Here is a 21,105-nt window from a genome sequence, read left to right as displayed (position 1 = left end):
AAATCAACACTCTGTCTCTATCGTATCGGCATCCGCGACGCTTGGGGGGCGGGCGCGGCGGCGCGCATTTCTATTTCCGCAAAAAAACAACACCTGTATACAATTTTGAAAAAAATTATCAGCTTTGCAGCGGCCGCCTTGCCCCTCAAGGGCGGGAAGGTGCGATGATTATATGCAGGAACTGATAGTAAGTATGCAGACAAGACATATCGCCCAACGCGGCGCTTCTCGCATCATGGATTGAACGGCGCGCAACTTGCCCCATCGCAGCGCTTCGTGCGTGCCCTGCCATCCCAGTTCCCGTTTTCTCACACCATCAGGAGCCGAAAGTGCCAAAAACCCTACCGTGTCTGTTGCTCTGCCTCACTACCACCCTCGGCGTGGGTGCAACCGCCCAGGCTGCCGAATGGAGCGATACCGCGCTGAGCTGGCGCGCCGGCAACGACTACCGCGAACCGTTCAATCCGGACGACATCAAGAAAAACATCTTCGCCATCACGCACGCCAGCGGCTACAAATACGGCAGCAATTTCGTCAACCTCGATTTCCTCATGTCCGACAGCAAGGACCCTGGCGCGCTCGGCAAGACGTCCGGCGCGCAGGAAGCGTATCTGGTCTACCGCAATACCATCGACATCGGCAAGGTGCGCGGCAGCGACATCAAGTTCGGCCCCGTGCGCGGCGTCGGCGTCACCCTCGGTTTCGACGTCAACACCAAGAACGACGTCGGCTACAACTCGCGCAAGCGCATGCTGGTGGCCGGCCCTACCCTGATGTGGGACGTGCCCGGCTTCTTCAACACCAGCCTGCTGTTGCTGCGCGAAAGCAACGCCCCCAGCGGCGCCTTCCCGCCCATCTCGCAAGTGACGGGCCGCTACACGTATAAAACGCACGCCATGCTGACAGGCGCCTGGGGCATCCCCCTGTCGCCGCTGTTCTCGTTCGAAGGTTTCTTTAACCTCATCGATTCAAAAGGCAAGGATGAAGTCGGCCGCGACACGGCGGTGGAAACGAACATCGACATGCAAGTGATGTTCGACGTGGGCGCGGCCCTGGGCAGCGCCAAGAACACCTTCCGCGTTGGCCTGGAATACCAGTACTGGAAGAACAAGTTCGGCAACTCGCCCGCCACCACGGGCAACGTGGGACAGACGGCGAAGACGCCGATGATACGCGCGGAGTACCATTTCTAAAATTCATTGTTATTCATCAACACTCACGGTCGCGCCTGATGCCAGCATGAAGCTTTCCTGCTGGCGGAGAGCGCGACCGTGGAACAATTATTACCGTATTACGAGCGCGAGCTGGGCCTGTTCCGCCAGTACACGCGCGAGTTTTCCAGCCGCTATCCGAAGGCGGCCGGGCGCCTGCTGATCGCTGGCGAAACGTGCGAAGATCCGCACGTCGAGCGCCTGATCCAGTCCGTTGCCCTGCTCACTGCCAGGGTCGCCAAACGCCTCGACGACGCCTATCCGCAATTTACCCATTCCCTGCTTGAAACCCTGTACCCGCACTACCTGCGGCCCTTTCCGTCTTGCTCCATCGTGCGCATCGCCGTCGACGAAGCGCCGGGCGGCAGCCAGCTGGCCCAGGTGGTGCATATTGCGCGCGGCACGGTGCTGCGCTCGCAGCCGGTGCAGGGCGTGGCTTGCAAATTCACGAGCGCATATGACGTGGCCCTGGCGCCGCTGACCATTTCTAAGGTGCATTTTTCGCCCATCATCGACGCCCCGCCCGGCCTGCGCCTGCCCGCCGGCACCAGCGCCTTGCTCAGCATCCAGTTCACCAGCGGCAGCGACAACTACCATCTGGATCAGGCCGGCTTTGCCAGCCTGCGCCTGTTTGCCGATGGCGAACCGTCCGTGCGCGCGGCCCTGCTCGACGCCCTGCTCCTGCACGGCGCGGGCGCGTACGTGGCGCTCGATGAACACGGTCCATGGCAAGCCGTCGATGGCGCCTTGCTGGCGCCGGCCGGCTATGCGGATGACGACGCACTGATCCCATTTTCCGCCCGTTCGCACCCGGCCCTGCGCCTGCTGACCGAGTATTTCTCGTTTCCGGAAAAATTCCATTTCATCGATATTGCCTGGTCCCTGCTGGCCCCCTTGCTGCCGAAACAGTGCCGCCAGTTCACCTTGCACCTGCCGCTCCAGGGCGTGCGCAGCGACAGCCACGAGGCGCGGTTATTGTCCGGTGTCAGCCGCGACAACCTGCTGCCCGGCTGCACGCCCGTCGTCAACCTGTTTGCCAAGTCTGGCGTGCCGATCCGCCTCACGCATACCGAGCCCGACTATGCACTGGTGGCCGATGCCACGCATGCGTTTGCCTATGACATCCACAGCATCGAAGCCGTCACCGTGGTGCGCAAGGACGAGGCCGGCGAACGCCAGAGCACCTTCTTGCCGCTGTATGCCTCGCTGCAAGGCGCCCAGGCAGAGCATGGTCAATACTGGCTGGCGCGCCGCGACGAAGCCGTGGCCGCCATCAGCCCCGGCCATGAAACGCGGTTGAGCCTGATCGACCCGCAGTTTTCACCAGGCAGCGCGGCCTGCGCCACCGTCTCGACGCAGCTGCTGTGCAGCAACCGCGACTTGCCTACGCAATTGCACTACGGCTTGCCCGGCGGCGACTTGCTGGCCGAAGACGTGCCCGACGGCATCCCCGCGCGCTTCCTGCGCAAGCCCACGCCCAGTGTGCGTTTCCTGACGGACACGCACTGGCGGCTGATTGCGCACCTGTCGCTCAATTACTCGAGCCTGACGCAAGCGGGCCTGGGCGAATTCCAGAAAATGCTGGGCCTGTACGACCTGCCCCGCTCGCCCACCACGCAACGCCTGATCCAGGGCATCGTCACGCTTGAGCACGGCAGCACGCGCGCGTGGATGCCCACCGTGCCGTTTCCCACCCTGATGCCCGGCATCGCCATCCGCCTGGGCATCGACGAGCAAGCCTTCGTCGGCAGCAGCATCTATATTTTCGCCCAGGTGCTGCAGCGCTATTTCGCCCTGAACAGCCAGCTCAACTGCTTTAGCCAACTGACGTTGCTGTCGCACCGCAGCGGCGAGGAACTGATACGATGCCCAGAACGCAGCGCCGACGCCACGCCAGCGTGATCCAGCAACTGCTCGATGCGCCACAGCGCTTCGAGTGCTTCCAGGCCCTGCGCCTGCTGCTGGCCTGGCTGGCCGAACACGGCATCGACGAGCACACGGCGCTGGCAAAGCACATACGCTTCGACAATAGCGTCTCACTGCGCTTTCCCGCCAGCCAGGTCGAGGCGCTCGCGACCGGCGGCATCGACGGTGCGGATTCCTTGCTGCAAACACTGTTGTCCGGCCACGGCCAGCACATCCACCTCACGCCCGCCTTCATGGGCCTGCTGGGTTGCCAGGGCAGCTTGCCCAGCCACTATTCGGAGCGCATTGCCGCGCACCAGCATAGCGAACGCGACACCGGCCCGCGCGCCTTCCTCGACCTGTTTTCCAGCCGCGCCGTGGCCCTGTTTTACCAGGCCTGGCAAAAATACCGCGTCGAGCAAGCCGGGCACAGCGGGGACTTCCTGTCGCGCCTGCTGGCCCTGGCCGCATGCCGCCCGGGCCAGGACGAGGCGGCCGCCGGCCTGTACAGCGGCTTGCTCCAGCAACGCAATATTTCGTCCATCGTCATGGCGCGCATTCTCGCCGACCACTTCGGCGTGCCCTGCCATATCGACGAGGCGGCGGGCGCCATGGACGTGCTGGCGCCGCGCGAACAAACGGCGCTGGGCACGGACAATGCCGTGCTGGGCCAGCGCGCAATTGTCGGCGAGCGCTGCCGCCGCCCCGACCTGGCCGTGCGCCTGCGCCTGGGCCCGCTCACCGCCAGGCAGCACGCCAGCTTCCTGCCGCGTGCCCCTGGCAGCCAAGCGCTGCGACACATGCTGATGCTGTTCGGCCAGCCACTCGTGCGCTACGACATCGTGCTGGTGCTGCGCGCCGGCGATGTGCGGGGGACGACATTGGCGGCCGCGTCACAAGGCGGCTTAGGCTGCAACAGTTTCCTTGGCGATGCGGCAACGCCACGCCACCGCGATGACAAACATTACGAAATGCAATTGATGCCCTCATTCAACGATTAATACTTGCGGCCGCGCAACACGCTTGTGTTCGCTATTGCTACAGTCGGCCAACGATCCCTACCGTAAAGCGACGCGCGATGAGCCAGTTCCCCGCAATGGGATTTACCCACCACCCGGCACGATGCCGAACTGCAAACGGCGATTGCGCAGGAACAAGCAGACATTGAAGCGCTTCATGCATTGGCATGGCAAGGTACCCAAACAGCAGCCGATGACGCCGCAGCACACGACCGCATCACCCACTACCAGTGCGACCATCTGGGTACGCCGCGCGAGCTGACGGATATGCAGGGGAACGTGGTATGGAATGGGCGCTACAAGGCTTGGGGGCGCTTGCTGCATGTAGAGCGAGAAATCGAACAGCCGCTGCGGTTTCAGGGGCAGTATGAGGATCAAGAGACTGGGCTGTTTTACAACCGGTATCGCTACTATGATCCGGATGTAGCCAGGTATGTGACGCAAGATCCGATAGGTCTATTAGGCGGCATCAACAGTTACTTATATTCAGCAAGTCCTACCACGATGACCGATCCATTAGGTCTAGTATGTGGTAAAGCAAATCCTTCAAAAGTTGACAAAGATGGCAATGGTAGATTTAGAGATCAGTACGGAAGGTTTGCTGCTGGCCCAGGCTGGCCCACAAACCGCGGCTTCAATGATATACCTAATGAATTTTCGCTATTGCCAATGACAAACATAGATCGATTCGGATATCCCGGCGGAACTTTTGTCTCCCCTCAAGGGGTTAAATTTTCACATAGAGCACTACCTCAATCATACCAAAATGGAAAACCCTATCATGTATATCAAGTCTTGAAACCAATCCAAGTGGACGCTGGATTAGCAGCACCATGGTTCAATCAGGTTGGCATGGGAATGCAATATGAGCTACCTCTGCCTGTCGACGATTTAATTAAAAATGGATCATTGATAGAAATTCTACCATGTGGACCAATACCTTGAAAACGCCATGAAAATTCCAGAAATGCAAAACCTCATAAAAATCAGCAATATCCCGGACGACGCATACTCGATAAATAGAAAACCCCAAGATGAAAGTTTATGCATACAAAAAAATGCAAATATTTGGGAAGTTTTTTATTATGAACGAGGTTTAAAGAATTCAGTTCATACATTTAAAAATGAAGACGAAGCTTGTGAATATTTCATTAAAAAACTAAATGAATGGTTTCAAAAAAATAAACAGTAATTGATAGCATTGAATTCTTCAGACTGGCCAGATAAGGTGAACATTGTGTAACTATTCAGCAACAAGGTCCGAAGAATAGTTCCAGAGGTTTCTCCATCTCAACAAAAAATGTGAAAAAAAATATGACCAATACAGAAAACTCAGAAGAAAAAATTTCAGGAAAAAAATTTGAAATATTACTAATAGCTTTTAATGAGTTCAAAAAAGAACAAAAAAATATTTCAGATTTTGAAATACACATTCAAGACAACAACGAAGATATTGAAATAACCTTCGTACCAAATTTTGCGCCCAGCGAAAAAATACTAGGTGGAAAAACATCATTGGGAAGATCCGTCACCTATACCATTTCAAAAAAGGCGAAAGAAATTACCAAGTCAAATTATCATAGATGACATCAGTAAAATTCTTAACTATTTGACTTGGTTTTCAAGCTGAACCATACTTCGCATTGACTGCCTTAGGACAGGCCATCCGGCGACATAGCCAGCACATCAGATCCCAAAAATCCACGCATGCCCATCATCAACAGCCCCTACATCGGCCGCTTCGCCCCCTCCCCCTCCGGTCCCCTGCACATGGGCTCACTCGTTGCCGCCATGGCCAGTTATCTTGATGCGAAGGCGCATCGGGGCACGTGGCTGTTGCGTATCGAGGACCTGGACTATGACCGCAATGTCGAGGGCGCCGACGCCGGCATCCTGGCCAGCCTGCAGCGCTGCGGCATGCATTGGGATGGCGAGGCGACGTGGCAGAGCCGGCGGTTGCCGCTGTACGAGGCGGCGCTCAAGCAGTTGCAGGACGATGGACTCGTGTATGCGTGCGGCTGTTCGCGCAAGGAGATTCAGGATTCGAACTTGCAGGCGGGAACGCCGAAGAATGGGGCCGCCGTGTATCCGGGCACGTGCCGTCACGGTTTGGCGCCGGGCAAGGCGGCGCGGGCCTTGCGGCTGCGGGTGCCGCAGGGGGTCGATGCGATGTACGCTTTTGCCGACCGCTGGGCGGGACCGCAGCGGCAGGATCTGGCCAGCGAAGTGGGCGACTTCGTCGTGCTGCGCGGCGATGGCTACTGGGCGTATCAGTTGGCCGTCGTTGTCGACGATGGCGCGCAGGGCATCACGCAGGTGGTGCGCGGCGCCGACTTGCTCGACTCCACACCGCGCCAGCTGTATCTGCAAGATGTGCTGGGCTTGCCCCATCCCGGCTTCCTGCACGTGCCTGTCGTCACGAACGACAGCGGCGAAAAGCTGTCCAAGCAGACGGGCGCCCTCGCCTTCGATACAGGAACACGAGCCGAACTGCTGACGTCGGCGTTACTGCCGGCCGCCCGCTTCCTGGGCCTCGACGTGCGTGCCGACAATGTGGAAGATTTCTGGCGGCAAGCGATTCCCGCCTGGGCACAGCGGCTGGCACGCCTTCCCGAGCGGGCATAAAAAAACCCGCCGCGGCGCGAACCGTCGGCGGGTTGGAGCGCAGGCGCCAGCCGCTAGGGCCGGCGCCTGGTGTCAGGCAATTAGAAGTTGCCCTTGAACTGCACACCAAACTGACGCGGCTCATTGATGAAGCCCGTGCGATTGTTGAAGTCGATGGCGCCCGTGATGCGCTGGGTGTCGGTGATGTTGCGGCCAAAAACGGCCATTTCATACTTGCCTGCATCCCAGGTGTAGCCCACGCGCAAGCCGCCTTCGACCATCGGCTTGCCGGTGAACTCGGTGGACTCATACAGGAAGAAATTGATCTTGCTGCGGTAAGCCCAGTCCGTGAAGACGAAGAATTCGCCGTTTTCCATCGGGATCGAATAACGACCCGTGGCGGTGATCGTCCACTTCGGCGCTTGCGGCAATGGATTGCCATTGATGATGGCGTTACCGGCGGCGTTTTTCGGATCCGTCACGTTGCAACGCAGCGGATTGCAGGTGGCGATCGACAGGCTCGGATCCTTGATTTCCGTAAAGTTGTAGCTGCCGCCCAGGGACATCTTCAGGCTAGGCGTGACAAAACCTTCCAGTTCCAGTTCCGCGCCGCGGCCATTCGTCTTGGCTGCATTGATCAAACGCGTCACGTTCGAGGTGCCGCCCACGACCGTCAATTGCTGGTTCTTCACCTGATAGTTGTACAGGCTGAAGGCCACGCGGGCGCGGCGCTCGAACAAATCGGCCTTGATACCGGCTTCAAACGAGGTGATCGTTTCGGCATCGGCCACGGTGACAGGCACGCTGGTGCTGGCCGGAGCGATACTTGGCGCGCGGAAACCGGTGGCAACACGGCCGTAGAAGTTCACGTCCTTGTTGTATTTATAGGTGCCGCTCAAGTCCCAGTTGACCTTGGCTTTGCTGACATCGGCGCTGGTCGGGCTGACCTGCACGATGTTGGTCGCTTGCACCGTGTTGAAATCCTTCTTGTCCTTGGTGTAGCGCAAACCGGCGCGCAGCATGAAGTCGTCGTTGACGGCGTAGTTTACGGAACCAAACGTTGCCCAGGCCGAGTTCTTCTGGCGGCTGGCCAGGTGCGTGGTCAGCACATGCGTGTTGCTATCGAAGTTGTCGGTGAAACCGTTGGCATCTTCGTTGAAGTAGTACACGCCAGCCTGCCAGTTGAGCGGACCGGCATTCTTCGATTCGGCGCGGAATTCTTGCGAGTATTGCTTCACGCTGGTGATGCCACCGGCCGTTTCAACCTGGAAAGGAATGAAGCCAGGACCCGTTGGCGTGCCGCCGTCGATGTCGCCATGCGACACGTAATTGCCGACCTGTTCAAAGCCGGTGACCGAGTACAGTTTAATACCGTCCAGGTCCCAGCTCAGGCGGGCGCTGGCGCCGTTGGTGCGCAGGCGCTGGAAGTTCGGTGCATTCGTGAACGACTTGTTCGGGTCGAAACCGTCAACGATATCGTTCGTGCCCTGCTTGATCATGTTGGCGTAGAAGATGCGCGCGCTGCCCGTGGTGCTGCGCAGGTGCACATTGAACAGGGCATTGAACATGGTGTTCGGCGCGTACAGCAGTTGCACGCGTTCAGCGTGTTCATCGTAGCCGTCCAGCGCGTTTTTCTGGCCCGTAAACGTGTTGTCGACGTAGTCGTCGCGGTGCTGGCGCAGGGTCGAGAAGCGCAACGCCCATTCCTTGCTCAGTGGCACGTTGACGGCGCCATCGAAGTTGGTCGTGTTGTGCGTGGCGGCGGAGACATTGTAATAGCCTTCAACCTTGTCCAGGTTCGGCTTGACGGATTCGAACTTGACCACGCCGGCAGGCGTATTGCGGCCGAACAAGGTGCCTTGCGGGCCGCGCAGCACTTCCACGCCAGCCACGTCGAAAATCGGATAGCCCTTGAGGATAGGATTTTCTTGCACGACATCGTCGTAAATCAGGGAAACAGGTTGCGATGCAAAAATGTTGAAGTCGGTATTGCCGTAGCCGCGGATGTAGAAGCGGGGGAAGGTGCGGCCGTTCGACGATTCCACGTTCAGGCTCGGCACTTTGCCCGCCAGCACGCGGATATCCTGACCGCCGGAGACCAGCACGTCGAGCTTTTCATCGCGCAGCAGCGAGACGGAGACGGGCACGTCGCGGATATTTTCCTTGCGGCGCTGTGCCGTCACGGTCACGGTTTCCAGCTGGCTGGCGGCAGGCGCCGTATCAGCAGCGACTTCATCAGCGTAAGCCGAGCCGATAGGCAAGGCAGCGGACAGTGCCAGCATGGCGGCGCTTTTGGCGCACAAACGCTTGTGCATCTTGGACATCTTGATCATGTGGTTTCCCAGAAGTTTAAAAAAAGAATTGCGAAATCTGTCTTTCTTGCAACCTGTCCCCGGAATATGTACGGCGCTGGACGATCGTTTGCACCATCACGGTGCAACAGCGCGAGCGGATGTCCCCCCGCTCTTGGCGTCACTGGCTCTGCCCTGACTGTCTCGTACGTCAACAGTGGTTCCGGCCGCATCTCTGGGATGTCTGATGAACACCAACTTTTCAGTAAGGCGCCACTTTATTTCACGCGGCTTATGCGCTGCAAGAATATTGTTATGTAAAATATTTATTCACCAACATTCAAGGCTGACTAGTGGTTATTCAGCCACAGTACGGCGATCCGTTTGTTGTTTTGCCTATCTTTCAGCCCTGGCGCCGCCATTTTGGCAAAGCGCTGAAAATGCGCCTGCAAGACAGGCCCAAGCGGGTATTTGACTGTAATATCGCCGTACTTGCTCTTGCCGTGCTGCCACATTTCAGTGCAGCGGCGGCGCGCTGCACCATTGCCGACCCTATCCATGCCAGAACCGAGCCAGCACAGCCACGACACCTACTCCTCCCCTGCCGCCGCCCAGGCCGCGCATTTGTTGCTGGGCGCCCATTGCGACATCGTCTGGAGCACGAAAACCTTCGGCCACTTCGATGCCGACCAGCCTAGCTGGCGCGCCTTCACGGGCCAGACGGAAGCCGAACTGCTGGGACGCGGCTGGCTCAATGCCCTGCATCCGGACGACCGCAAATTGCCTTACGTCATGCCGTCCCATCTGACCAGCGTGTTCGAAGCGGAATACCGGCTGCGCCATGTCAGCGGCGCTTACCGCAACATGATCGTGCGCATGCTGCCCGTGCTGGCGCCCGACGGCAGCATCGTTGAATGGCTGGGTTCGCATTGCGACGTGACGCAGCAACGGCAGACAGAACAACGGCTGCGCCTGGCCATGCAGGGCGGCCGCATGGGCACGTGGGAGATCGACCTGGGCAGCGGCAGCATGGTCGGTTCCGATGCCTTCAAGGCCAACCTGGGCCTGCCGCCCGCCAGCGACATCGATTACGCGCAGCTGACGGGCGCCATGCTCGACGGCGACCAGCAGCAATGGCAAACGGCGGTGCACGCGGCCATCGCCAGCGCCAGCGATTTCGAAATCGACATCCGCGTACGCTGGCCCGACGGCTCGCTGCACTGGGCGCACATGCGCGGCACTTGCGCCAGCGATGGCGCGGGCAACGTGATCGCCCTGTCCGGCATCTCGCTCGACTTGACTGCCAGCAAGCAGAACGAGGAAACCCTGCGCCTGACCCTGGCGGCCGGCGAAGTGGCCACCTGGAACTGGGACATCGTTGCCGACCGGGTCACGGCCGACAGCAATATGGCCCGCTTGTTCCCCGTCAATGCCGATGCGGCCACGGCGGCGCCGCTGGCGCGCTACCTGGACATCATCCATCCCGATGACCGCGAGCAAGTCAGCGCGCAGATTAGCGAGGCGCTGCACGCGCACACGCCGTTCGAGGCCAGCTACCGCGTTGGCGCCGGCGATGGCCAGTACCGCTCGGTCATCGCGCGGGGCCGCGTGGAATATGCGCCCGATGGCACGCCCTTGCAATTGCCCGGCGTCCTGCTCGACATCACGCGCCAGAAACAGGTGGAAGATGCGCTGCGCAGCAGCGAGGAACGCTACAGCACCCTGATCGAGCTGATGGACCAGGCCTTTTGCGTCATCGAAATGCTGTACGACGAGCAAGGCCGCCCCGTCGATTTCCGCTACCTGGAAGGCAACCCGGCCTTCGTCAAGCAATCGGGACTGGAAAACGCCATCGGCAAGACCATCCGCAGCTTCGTGCCCGACCACGACCAGCACTGGTTCGACCTGTACGACCAGGTCGTCAAGACGGGCGAACCCGTGCGCTACGAAAACGAAGCCGTGGCCATGGAGCGCTGGTTCGAGGTGTTCGCCGCGCGCCTGGGCGGCCCCGGCAGCCGCCTGCTGACGGTACTGTTCAGCGACATCAGCGAGCGTAAGCGCTCGGAACAGCAATTGCGCCAGCTGGCCGACAACCTGTCCGAAATGGACAGGCGCAAGACGGAATTCCTCGCTACCCTGGCGCACGAACTGCGCAATCCGCTCGCCCCCATCCGTAACGGCTTGCAGATCATGCGCCTGGCCGCCGACAAGCCCGCCACCGTGGCGCGCGTGCGCGACGTGATGGAACGGCAAGTCAATCAGATGGTGCATCTGGTCAATGATTTACTCGACGTGGCTCGCATCACGCGGGGCCAGATTGAGCTCAAGCTCGAACGCACGGACTTGAAAACCATCATTGCCGGCGCTGTGGAAACGAGCATGCCGCTGATCGAGGCCGGCCGCCACCAGTTGCAGTTGCAACTGACTGAAGACCCGTTGCCGCTCGAGGCCGACCCCACGCGCCTGGCGCAAGTGCTGGGCAATTTGCTCAACAATGCCGCCAAGTACACGCCAGCCGGCGGCCACATCAGCTTGCGCGCATTACGCGATGGCCATGAGGCATTGATCGAAGTCCAGGACAGTGGCGTGGGCATACCCGCTGAATCGATCACGACCGTGTTTGACATGTTCACGCAAGTGGGACAAAACATGGGCAGGGCGCAGGGCGGCCTGGGCATCGGCCTGTCGCTCGTGCGGCGCCTGGCCGAATTGCATGGCGGCAGCGCGACAGTGGCCAGCCCCGGCGCCGGCCTGGGCAGCACCTTCAGCGTGCGCCTGCCCCTGCTGACGGTGGAACCCAAGGCGCCCACCGAACCGGCCATCGCCGCAAGCTCCGCCAGCAGCCGCCATTTCCGCGTGCTGGTGGTCGATGACAATGTCGATGCGGCCGACACCCTCGCCGCCGTGCTCGACATGATGGGCCACGTCACGCACGTGGCCCACGACGGCGCGCAGGCGCTGGCAGCCGCGCCGCAATTTTTACCGGACGTCATCTTCCTCGACATTGGCCTGCCCGGCATGAACGGCTACGAAGTGGCGCGCGCGCTGCGCCGGATACCGGCCGGCGCCAACGTCGTGCTCGTTGCATTGACGGGCTGGGGCGCCGAAAACGACCGCAGCCAGTCGAGCGCAGCTGGCTTCGACCACCATCTGACCAAACCGGCCAGCCTGCTCGCCATCGGCGAACTGCTGGCCACCCTTTCCACTCCGAAAGCATCGACAGACCATGACTGAATCCCTGAACCACGTCCGCCGCAACCTCGTGCTGGCCGGCGGCGCCGCCCTGCTGTGCCCGGCGCCGCTGCTGTTTGCCGCGCCCGCCACCAGCATCGCCACCGCCCAGATGCAGCTGGCAGCGCTGGAACAAGCCGCTGGCGGACGCCTCGGCGTTGCCGCCTGGCGCCACGGCGGCGAGCTGCGCGTCGCCTATCGCGCCGATGAACGCTTTCCCCTTGCCAGCACCTTCAAGGCGATGCTCGCGGGTGCCGTGCTGGCCCGCAGCGTCAGCCAGCCGGGCTTGCTGGACCAGCACGTGCGTTACGAGAAAAAAGAACTGGTCACCTATTCGCCCATCACGGAAAAGCATCTGGCCGACGGCATGAGCGTGGCCGACCTGTGCGCCGCCACCTTGCAGTACAGCGACAATAGCGCGGCCAATTTCTTGATGAAACTCCTAGGCGGGCCGCAAGCCGTGACGGCGTTTGCGCGCAGCATCGGCAATACGGTGTTCCAGCTGGAACGCTGGGAAACGGAATTGAACAGCGCCATTCCAGGCGAAGTGCGCGACACGGCCAGCCCCGCGTCGATGGCGCACAGCTTGCAGCAATTGTTGTTGGAAAATAGCTTGCCGGCGCAGCAGCGCCAGCAACTGGACACCTGGATGCGCGGCAACACGACGGGCGACAAGCGCATCCGTGCCGGCGTGCCAGCCGGCTGGCAAGTGGCCGATAAAACGGGCTCGGGCGCGTATGGCAGCGTCAACGATATCGGCGTCGCCTACCCGGCCAGCGGCGCGCCGCTCGTGATCGCCGTGTACTACACGCGCGAACAGAAAAAAGCGGACACCAACCAGGACATCATCACGGCCGCCACGCGCATCGTGACGGCCGCGCTGGTGTAATTACTTCGGCAGTGCCGCCATAAACCCCGCATACGTCGACCAGGCGGGGTCGGCGGCGCTGCGGATTTCAATCGGGAACTTGGGACGCGGCGCCAGCGCCGTGTTCAGGCGATTAAAGAATTCCTCGCCCGACTGCGTGTAATAAATCCATTCACGCAAGTTTTCGCCGGTCGACACCAGCGCCAGGGTGGCGAAGCCGTCCTCTTCCACCACGGGCGCCAGCGCCGCTTCCAGTTCTTCCATATGCTCGCGCTCGTTCGGCGCGGGCATGCCCGTCTCGTCCTCGTAACGCCAGGCGATGATGATGCGGTCCGGCTGCGACGACAGGTCCCAGTCGTCATGGAAAGTATCGACATAGCGATAGATGATGGCCATCTCGTCGCTATGCGTGACGATGGTGCCCCAGCTGCGGGCGGAAGTGGAATTTTCGTTCATGGTTGCAACAGTCAAAAAAATAAATCGAGGGTGCGCAGCTTACAGCACCGGCGGGCAAGTCACATTCCACGCGTCATACTGGGCGCCACTCTTGCGCAGCCAGACGCGGGCGTAGCTGTCGCGGTCGCTCTTGAACACGAGCGCATAACGCTCTTCGGCACGCGGTGCGGCGGCGCCCACGTCGACGGCCGCCAGCGAAAACTTCAGTGCCCGCAATGGCGCGCAGGCCGTATTACCTGCCATCAATAACCGCGCCCGCTCCAGCAGCGGCTTCTGGTACAACAACACGCCTTCCAGCTCCGCATCGGGCACGCGCTGCAGCATGCGCACGGGTTCGGCCACCGCGCGGCAGGTGCCACGGTCGAGCCAGGCGTAATACTCCATCCCCGCTTCCTGCCAGCGCGCCTGCTTGCCCTCGCCGTGCAGCACGAACTTGGTACGCTGCGTCCGGCACAGCGCGCCATGGCCGCGATACGGCGACGTTTCCACGCTGCCCACCACTTCGCTGCCGCGTCCGCCCACCACGGGCACGCTCTCGAACACGGTACGCGCAGCCGGCTCGCCCGGATATTGCTGCGCATAAAACTCCAGCAGGGACGCGCGCTGCTGCGCATCCACGGCCACCGCCTCGGCGGCACTGGCAGAGAGGCACGCGGCCGACATGACACACAGCGCCAAGGGGCGCACGAAATAAGCTGGCATGGATCCTGGCATGGTATTCCTTCAATCGACGTTCAAGGGCGGGTATCGTCCAAGCGCAGATTATATAGTTAGCAGGAAATACCTGGAGCGTACCGCGTCAGGACGTGCGGAAGTTGACGCCGCCTGCGAGCAACTTGGCGCCGCAAGTGGTGGTGTCGCCTTCGAAGGCGATGGCGATGCCGTTGATGCTGTGCCGGGACGAGCCGCTGGCGATCTTGCAGCCCTGATGTCCCTTGATAGGGCAGCTGCACAAGTCCCCGACGCAGGCGACGGCAATGCCATTGACCGTAAAATGCGTGGCGGCACAACTGAGCACCTTGCCGCCATGCGACGTGGCGTCGCCCAAACGGATGACTTTGCGCATGCTGCCTCCGAATTATTGTCCCGCCTGGCTTTCCAGAATCGCTTCCACCGACGGTGCCGCATAGTTGGCCGGATCAACGGACGGCGTGACGCGGCTGCGGAAGATGTCGCCACCGGCATCCTGTTGCTTGCGCGTTGCGTCCGATGGCGGCGTAATAAAGATGATGCTGGCCTCATTGCTGTCGCGCAAATTAATCGCGGCACTGGCACCGCCATCGCGATAGCTGCCCATCACGCCGATGGCCATCTGCATGAACCAGGTGGCCGCGCCGGTATTGCCCAGGCGATGATCGGTATTGATGAACTGCGTACTTTTGCTGCTGTCGATTTCCGGACCGCCCTGTGACGCATAGTCATGCAACATACCTTCGAGCATCAGCAACTGCTCGGGCTGCTTGCCTGTGCTGGCCACGATGCGCGACGGGCCCTTGCCGCGTTCGGCTTCCGGCAAGGTCTGCAGCGCCTGTTGCCAACCCGCATTGAATATCTTCTGGCGCTGATCACGCCGCGTGACGGGCTTGCCCTCTTCATCCGTCAATTTGACGAATACGGGCCGATGCACGAAACCGAACGAGGGTAGGCGGTCGAAGGTTTCCATCTGTTCCCGGTTCCACGGAATGGGAAACCACGGCGTTGGCTTCCAGTCGCGCGGAGGACGATTTTCCCAGGGATTGAGTTTATCGAAGGTATGCAAGCCCACGCCGCGAATATCGGGACGCTGGGCGAACGCGGCCGCGGCGGCGAGCCATTCGGCGACGGTGGGTTGACGTTCGCTGAAGGCTTCAGGTCGCTGCTGTTTCGCGCGCGAGGGCAGCGATTGCATGACCTCGTAATACATCCCCCGCAGTTTTTCCTGGACGAAGTTATTCTCCGGGTCGTCCCAGACAAAAGGGCGCAACGGTTCTACTCGTTCGCGGCGCGCCAGGATAAATACTGCCGTGGCATCAGGCATATCCGGAATGAAATACCCGTTTACCAATTTCCTTGCCGTACCTGGCTTCCGGTTGCCATCCCGCGTGCCAACACTGTCCTCGGAATGCAAAACGACGTAGGGTACGTCGGGATGCTTGTCGAAAAAATCAAATACATCAATCAGCAATTGGTCAGGATGCTCATCCAGCTTCCAGGAAGCAATCGAAAACAAGTGCCAAGCCATGCCAGACGTGCCAGCGCCAGCCACGAGTCCCGCCATCGGCTCAATCAAGCTAGGTTGTGCTGCCGGGTCGAGAATGGGTGTACCTGCATAGAACGATGGTAATCCCCAATACAGCGGCGTAAAATTAACGCCGTTTTCCAGCGCATCATAGGCCCGGCCGCCGCCTTCCCCGTCCTTGTCGTCTCCCGTCCATGGGTATTTCTTGGGATCCTGTTCACGTATGCTGGTGTAAGCACTTCCTTTTTGTAAGGCTTCCCACAATTTTCCCTGGCGGTATTTATCCAGCGTCACACCCAATCCGATCACTTCCAATACATACTCTTGCCCTGGTTCCACAGCTTTCTTTGGCTGTTTCTCCTGCAATTGTGAGGCAATTTCACGCGCCTGGCTCTTTGATAAAGCGCTGAGCCATAACAACCCAAAGAATAAAAATACAACAACTATCGATATTCCCAACCAACGAAGCGTCATCATGGCTATCACCTTTTTTTCCTGCAATTTTGGAGAAACAATAATCGGTCCAAGCAAGTTCTTACCAGTGGGGCTACGACAATCCATTTATTTTTCTTTTTTTTCGGTCACTATTATCAGTATTCCATTGCGCCCTTTTTCGTTGCTCTTCAAGTCCTTCACCCGCCAATCCGCCACCGCACACAAATACGCATAAAACTGCGGATCCGAACTAGCCTTGCCGCTACCAATCGCCACGTCATACGCGGTTAGATACCCGGACGCCACATGTCGGGCAAGCTGCTGGTGGCGTTGCCAAACGGCCCGCCTTCCTTGGATAAATCCTTGTCCAGGCGGTTACTGTAGCGGTCAACAAACTGCCCATTGACGATGTCGATTTTGTCCTTCACTTCACGGTAGCCCCAGTAAAAAGGAATCACGGGGCTGTTGGTATCCTTGGTGATCGTGCGCTTGAAGAAGACGGCGTCTGGATCGTCTTCCAGCTTGTCCTTGTCCGCCGCCACGGGCATGCGGTAGGTGGCCGGCGTAAATGGTCGTCCCAGCCTGGCGGCCAGGCCGGTACACAGGCCATCTTCCACCGCCTTGTAGCTGACGCCCACGTCATTGACGCCATGGATGACGATGATATTGCCCGGCAGGCTGCGGCGTATTTTTACCTTCTTGCACACGCTGCGCTCGCAATGCAGGATCGCCACGTCCTCGCCCACGACGTACGGTATTTTCGGATAGCTGCCCATCGCACTCTCCTGGCGTCATCAATCCTTGTTGTTGAACACTTCGATGGCGGCCAGGTGCATCGCTGCACGCTCCAGCACGTCCGTCTTGCCGCCTCCATCGCTGCGTCCACCGGCGGACGAGCCATCGCCCAGCTTTACGGCAAAGTGCGCCTGCGGCGCCAGTTGAGGTGCTGGCGGCACGCCATCGGCGGGATGCTCATCGCCCTCATATTGAAAGATAAACTGCTGATCGGCCTTGCCCTCGGCAAAACTTGGCAATTGCACCTCCATGCTTTGCGGGTCATTGAAGACGAAGTTGGGCGCATTAAAGTTCAGCGGCGACTTGCTGCCAAAGGTAATGCCATCGGCGATGCGGATAAAAGCGCCGTGCTTGGAGATAAGTACGATTTCGTCAGCCATACCCGTCAGCTTGCCGTCGCTGGCCGTCAGCTTCAGGTTTTTCCCTGCATTGAGTTCCATGTCGTCATGCTGGCTTTGCAGCAGGAACTTGCCATGGTGCGCGATGGCTCGGATGCCGTCCGCGTGGGAAAACAGCGAGATCCCCTTGCCCGCGTTCACGCTGTAGCGTTGGCCTGCCACCGCTTGCAGGTGCTGCTGCGCCACCATATCAATATTGCTGACGGCATAGCTGACAATGGCTTTAGAGCTGGCAAAGCTGATGCCGGCAGGCGCCGTGACGGCGATCACCGGCGCACCGCCCAGTTCGGCATGGGGTTCCGTATTGCTGCCGCCTTCCCAGCCTTTCAAGCTGTGCTGCAATTCCTGCTGCGCCTGCTCTTCCTGCTCCAGTGCCTGATGCGTCGCGGCATAGCTGCCCAGCGAACGAAACAGTTCCAGGCAGTTTTCCATCAGGCCCAGATATTCGCTGCGCGCCATGTGGCTACCATCGCCATTCAGGCGCTTCCAGGCCGAGATCAGCATGCCCTTGCCCGCCCGCATCGCCAACTGCTCGTCGGTGCGCATTTCGGCACCCTCGCCGCGCGCGTCGCTCTGGCCGTTGCGCCGGTCCTGCGTCAGCCAGCCCAGGTTGAGCTGGGTGGAACCATGATCGCTGGCAAGCTGGGCATTGATTTGCCCATGGACATCATCAAAGCGCAGCTGATTGCCACGCGTGCCCTTGATCTCGCGGCTCTTGATGCCGGACAAATAACGGTTGCCGGGCAGGTCCCCCGCCTTGCTCAAGGCAACCGGCTGGGCGCTGTGGTTGTACAACTGTCCCACGATGATGGGTCGGTCCGGGTCGCCACCGAGAAAGGCCAGCAAGACTTCGCTGCCCACGCGGGGCAAACCCAGATAGCCGCATTGCAGCATGCTGCCGGCTCCGCTTCCCGCCCAGCTCGACGCGACTCTTACCCAGGCCGAATCGGCGTCCGTGTCGGAAGTGCCCGTGCCGCCGGCATGCTCGTGGTCGACCTTGCGCGTAGCGGGGAAGCGCACCTTGACACGGCCCATCGCATCGCAATGGACTTCCTCATTGGCCGGCCCCACCACCACGGCGCTTTGCATGGGAACTGGCGGCAGGTCGATGCGTGTGTCGTAGGCCGGAACGATGGGCACGCCGCGCCGCACGGCAGTCAGTTCAATATGCATGCGCAGGGCGCCACCGTCCACTTCGGCCGCCAGATCGCGCTGCTGCAGCACGCCCTCATCGTCCAGCCAACGGTTGCGCGCGAACAAGCGTGCCACTCTGGCGGCGAGCTCCCTGGGCAAGTTATTTTGCGCCGCCACCCGCAGCGACGTGATGACAAAATCGCGCTCTACCGCTGGCAAGGTGTCAATGTCGGGGTGCTCGGCCAGAGTAAAATATTCGCCCGGGCACAGGTCGCGTACGCTGCCTTCGGCATGAAAGCAATGACTCTCGTAATCGTGTTGCTGCATGGCCAGCATGCCCAGCTGGCACAACGCCTCATGGTCCACGCCCGCGCGCGGTGGCAGCACGCGGTAATCATCAAGCGTGGCGGCAATGGCATTGCCATGCATGCCCTGCTGCCCCCGTCCCAAGGCATCGGCGGCCATGAACGGCCGCGCACGCGGGTGTTCTTCATTCCAGCTATGGCGCGTTACCTTGCCCGACTGTAGCTTGCGCACTTCGCTCCACGAGGTGAGCGTGTCGCGTTCTTCCGTTGCCCGGTCCGCGTGATAGCGCACGGTGTCCGCCATGTTTTTTCGCAAGCCGTCGGCATGGTTGAACAACACCAAGGTATGCGCCGGCTCGGCATGTGCATCCGTATTGCCCTCCGCACGGAAAAACCAGGCGACGCCGCTGCGTTTGAGCAGGCGCCGCACAAAGGCCGCATCCGACTCATTGTGCTGCATGACAAACTCGCGCTGCGGATATGTCTGCGCTTCGAAGAAATCGGCAAACACATACTGAAACGCATGCGCCAGCACGGTATTGTTGCGTATCCATTCGTCGAGCAAAGTCTGGACGATCTCGATATCCGTCAGACGCCGGAAGACGCGCGTATTGCAGCGCTTTTCCATGATGGCGAAGGCATCCGTCAGCACCAGCTGGTAGCTGGCCAGCGCGCCGTCGCTGTCGCCGGCGCTCGCTTGCGTGACAAGGCCGCAGATACTGCGCAGCTGCCCCTGGTCAGTGACGATATCGATAGCGACGGGCAAGGCAATCAAACTACTGAGCGGCAAGTCGGCATGTGTCGAGACACACAGCACGCGGTATTCGAGGCCGCCACATATCGCCTCTCTGCCGGCAATGCGCTGCGGTATCAACACATCTGCGGGCACCTTGGGCGAAACACCCAGGCGCAGGCGCAAGGGACGCTGGGCACCCGATATCAACTCGTCACCGTCCATGGCGTTCTCCTCGTTCACACTTGCCTCTAGTCAAGCTGGAGAACCGACAATGCCATGGGATGACAGGGAAATACTTGATATTTAGTAAGAATCCGCCAAGATACCCAATACTTCCATCAACCTTTTCCGCTTGGCCAGCAGCACGGGCCTTGAGCAGCACAATGGGGCGCAATCGCTGCGCCCCATGGTCCAAGCTGCAAGTTTCTCACGCCATCAGCGCTGATAATTCTTGAAGAAATTCCAGCTGATCACGGTGGCGTCCGGACCCAGCTCATCGCTGAAGGGCCAGCCGGGAGGGCCGCCGCTCCACGCGTGGTTCATGCCCTCGACCGTGTACTTTTGCGCGATGACGGCGCCGTTGCGCAGGTACGAGTCGATGGAGTAGCTGCGGCCGTACGGCACCGTCTGGCGCACGATGCTGTCGGCACGGTAGCGCACGCTGTCATTGTCGAGGCCATCGTCGCCGTAGTCGCTGGTCTGCAGAAATTGCTCGATGGTTTGCTCGCCGTTGACGGGATTGACGACGATGTCGGACGTGCCGTGGAATACCATCGTCGGCATCAGGCGGCGCGGCGAGCCGGAGCAGCGCCACGCATCCTTGCCGCGTACTTTCGGATCGAATGAACTGCCGTTGAACAGCGAGTCGGCGGCCGTGACCAGGCCGATGGCACCCTTGTACATGCCGCCCGAATGCACCATCACGGCAGCGAACACGTCCGAGTAACAGGCGGCCATGATGGACGCCATGGCGCCGCCCGCCGAGATACCCGTCACATACACGCGGCTATCCTGCACCGCATACTGGTTCTTGACCTTGTTCAAGATGCCCATCAGTACGGCCGGCTCGCCCGTGCCACGCTCCTGGTTCAAGGGCAACATGAAATTCCAGCAGCGCATGGGGTTGGCCGTGGCGTTCTGGCGCGGATAGACGACGATGAAGTTTTCGCTGTCGGCCAGCTGATTGTAGCGGCTGACGGCGGCCATGCTGTTGGGCTCGGAACCGCAGCCGTGCAGCATCAGCACGACGGGCAGCGGCGTGTTCGGATTGTAATTGCTCGGTAGCCAGACCTGGTATTCACGCGAACCCCACAGGCTCGCGTACAGGCCGAAGTCCCACTGCCCGGCGGCAGCCGGCAGCGCGGCCAGCAAGCCGCAGGCGGCGACGAGTGCAGATAAGAAGTGACGCAGTTGCTGATGCAGATGTGCCATGCCAGTCTCCTGATTATTATTCACGACGAAAACAGCGACAACAACCGGCTTGACGCCCGTCAAGCCGG

Annotated in this window: 19 protein-coding genes; 9 read left to right on the top strand and 10 right to left on the bottom strand. The window is 60.2% G+C overall.

What is annotated here, in order from left to right:
• Positions 1 to 380 precede the first annotated feature (380 nt).
• From BLU39_RS19995 to gluQRS, 7 genes are all read left to right on the top strand, one after another.
• Positions 381 to 1,193 (top strand): outer envelope protein, encoded by an 813-nt coding sequence (locus tag BLU39_RS19995; protein WP_092716215.1) that lies wholly within the window; start codon positions 381 to 383, stop codon positions 1,191 to 1,193.
• Positions 1,194 to 1,271: 78 nt separating this feature from the next.
• A complete protein-coding gene (tssF, locus tag BLU39_RS19990) occupies positions 1,272 to 3,113 on the top strand; it encodes a type VI secretion system baseplate subunit TssF (RefSeq protein WP_092716097.1) in 1,842 nt (613 codons plus the stop codon).
• Positions 3,077 to 4,117, top strand: coding sequence for a type VI secretion system baseplate subunit TssG (gene tssG / locus BLU39_RS19985; protein ID WP_092716095.1), 1,041 nt, complete (start codon positions 3,077 to 3,079; stop codon positions 4,115 to 4,117). The genes tssF and tssG overlap by 37 nt, the downstream gene beginning before the upstream one ends.
• Before the next feature lie 180 nt (positions 4,118 to 4,297).
• Positions 4,298 to 5,080 (top strand): glycohydrolase toxin TNT-related protein, encoded by a 783-nt coding sequence (locus BLU39_RS29035; protein WP_092716093.1) that lies wholly within the window; start codon positions 4,298 to 4,300, stop codon positions 5,078 to 5,080.
• Between the two features lie 7 nt (positions 5,081 to 5,087).
• On the top strand, positions 5,088 to 5,327 hold the full coding sequence (locus BLU39_RS28330) for a hypothetical protein (protein WP_139178394.1): 240 nt from the start codon (positions 5,088 to 5,090) through the stop codon (positions 5,325 to 5,327).
• A gap of 122 nt (positions 5,328 to 5,449) precedes the next feature.
• Positions 5,450 to 5,722, top strand: a complete 273-nt coding sequence (locus BLU39_RS28325) for a hypothetical protein (RefSeq protein ID WP_139178392.1) — start codon at positions 5,450 to 5,452, stop codon at positions 5,720 to 5,722.
• Between the two features lie 120 nt (positions 5,723 to 5,842).
• Positions 5,843 to 6,760, top strand: coding sequence for a tRNA glutamyl-Q(34) synthetase GluQRS (gluQRS, locus tag BLU39_RS19975; protein ID WP_092716091.1), 918 nt, complete (start codon positions 5,843 to 5,845; stop codon positions 6,758 to 6,760).
• 80 nt (positions 6,761 to 6,840) lie between these two features.
• Here the strand turns inward: gluQRS and BLU39_RS19970 are convergent, their stop codons facing one another.
• Together BLU39_RS19970 and BLU39_RS28320 are read right to left on the bottom strand one after the other, a co-directional pair.
• Positions 6,841 to 9,072, bottom strand: a complete 2,232-nt coding sequence (locus tag BLU39_RS19970) for a TonB-dependent receptor (RefSeq protein ID WP_092716089.1) — start codon at positions 9,070 to 9,072, stop codon at positions 6,841 to 6,843.
• A 308-nt stretch (positions 9,073 to 9,380) separates the two neighbouring features.
• Positions 9,381 to 9,590 (bottom strand): hypothetical protein, encoded by a 210-nt coding sequence (locus BLU39_RS28320; protein ID WP_139178390.1) that lies wholly within the window; start codon positions 9,588 to 9,590, stop codon positions 9,381 to 9,383.
• On the opposite strand from BLU39_RS28320, the gene BLU39_RS19965 reads away from it, so the two are divergent.
• Entirely contained in the window at positions 9,589 to 12,264 is a 2,676-nt protein-coding gene (locus tag BLU39_RS19965; RefSeq protein ID WP_092716087.1) for a hybrid sensor histidine kinase/response regulator, read from the top strand. The two genes, BLU39_RS28320 and BLU39_RS19965, sit on opposite strands and share 2 nt — an antisense overlap.
• Complete coding sequence (gene bla / locus BLU39_RS19960) at positions 12,257 to 13,150, top strand: class A beta-lactamase (RefSeq protein WP_092716085.1); 894 nt, start codon at positions 12,257 to 12,259, stop codon at positions 13,148 to 13,150. The genes BLU39_RS19965 and bla overlap by 8 nt, the downstream gene beginning before the upstream one ends.
• Here the strand turns inward: bla and BLU39_RS19955 are convergent, their stop codons facing one another.
• From BLU39_RS19955 to BLU39_RS19920, 8 genes are all read right to left on the bottom strand, one after another.
• A complete protein-coding gene (locus BLU39_RS19955; protein WP_052755885.1) occupies positions 13,151 to 13,585 on the bottom strand; it encodes a DUF695 domain-containing protein in 435 nt (144 codons plus the stop codon).
• A 39-nt stretch (positions 13,586 to 13,624) separates the two neighbouring features.
• The gene (locus tag BLU39_RS19950) at positions 13,625 to 14,299 is read right to left on the bottom strand and encodes a hypothetical protein (RefSeq protein ID WP_139178388.1); all 675 of its coding nucleotides are present in this window, start codon (positions 14,297 to 14,299) and stop codon (positions 13,625 to 13,627) included.
• An 85-nt stretch (positions 14,300 to 14,384) separates the two neighbouring features.
• On the bottom strand, positions 14,385 to 14,651 hold the full coding sequence (locus BLU39_RS19945) for a PAAR domain-containing protein (protein ID WP_092716081.1): 267 nt from the start codon (positions 14,649 to 14,651) through the stop codon (positions 14,385 to 14,387).
• Positions 14,652 to 14,663: 12 nt separating this feature from the next.
• Positions 14,664 to 16,364, bottom strand: a complete 1,701-nt coding sequence (locus tag BLU39_RS19940) for a type VI lipase adapter Tla3 domain-containing protein (protein ID WP_092716079.1) — start codon at positions 16,362 to 16,364, stop codon at positions 14,664 to 14,666.
• Positions 16,365 to 16,514, bottom strand: coding sequence for an effector protein Tle3 domain-containing protein (locus BLU39_RS29265; protein WP_157808890.1), 150 nt, complete (start codon positions 16,512 to 16,514; stop codon positions 16,365 to 16,367).
• An 11-nt stretch (positions 16,515 to 16,525) separates the two neighbouring features.
• On the bottom strand, positions 16,526 to 17,014 hold the full coding sequence (locus tag BLU39_RS19930; RefSeq protein WP_092716075.1) for a T6SS effector phospholipase Tle3 domain-containing protein: 489 nt from the start codon (positions 17,012 to 17,014) through the stop codon (positions 16,526 to 16,528).
• Positions 17,015 to 17,032: 18 nt separating this feature from the next.
• A complete protein-coding gene (locus BLU39_RS19925) occupies positions 17,033 to 19,828 on the bottom strand; it encodes a type VI secretion system Vgr family protein (RefSeq protein ID WP_092716072.1) in 2,796 nt (931 codons plus the stop codon).
• A 213-nt stretch (positions 19,829 to 20,041) separates the two neighbouring features.
• Positions 20,042 to 21,037: an extracellular catalytic domain type 1 short-chain-length polyhydroxyalkanoate depolymerase gene (locus BLU39_RS19920; RefSeq protein ID WP_092716070.1), complete on the bottom strand. Its 996-nt coding sequence runs from the start codon at positions 21,035 to 21,037 to the stop codon at positions 20,042 to 20,044.
• Positions 21,038 to 21,105 lie beyond the last annotated feature (68 nt).

This window comes from Janthinobacterium sp. OK676, from assembly GCF_900103595.1.
Lineage (GTDB): Bacteria > Pseudomonadota > Gammaproteobacteria > Burkholderiales > Burkholderiaceae_D > Janthinobacterium.
The sequence above is the reverse complement of the archived record's forward strand: the minus strand, read 5'-3'. Positions and strand labels throughout refer to the sequence as shown.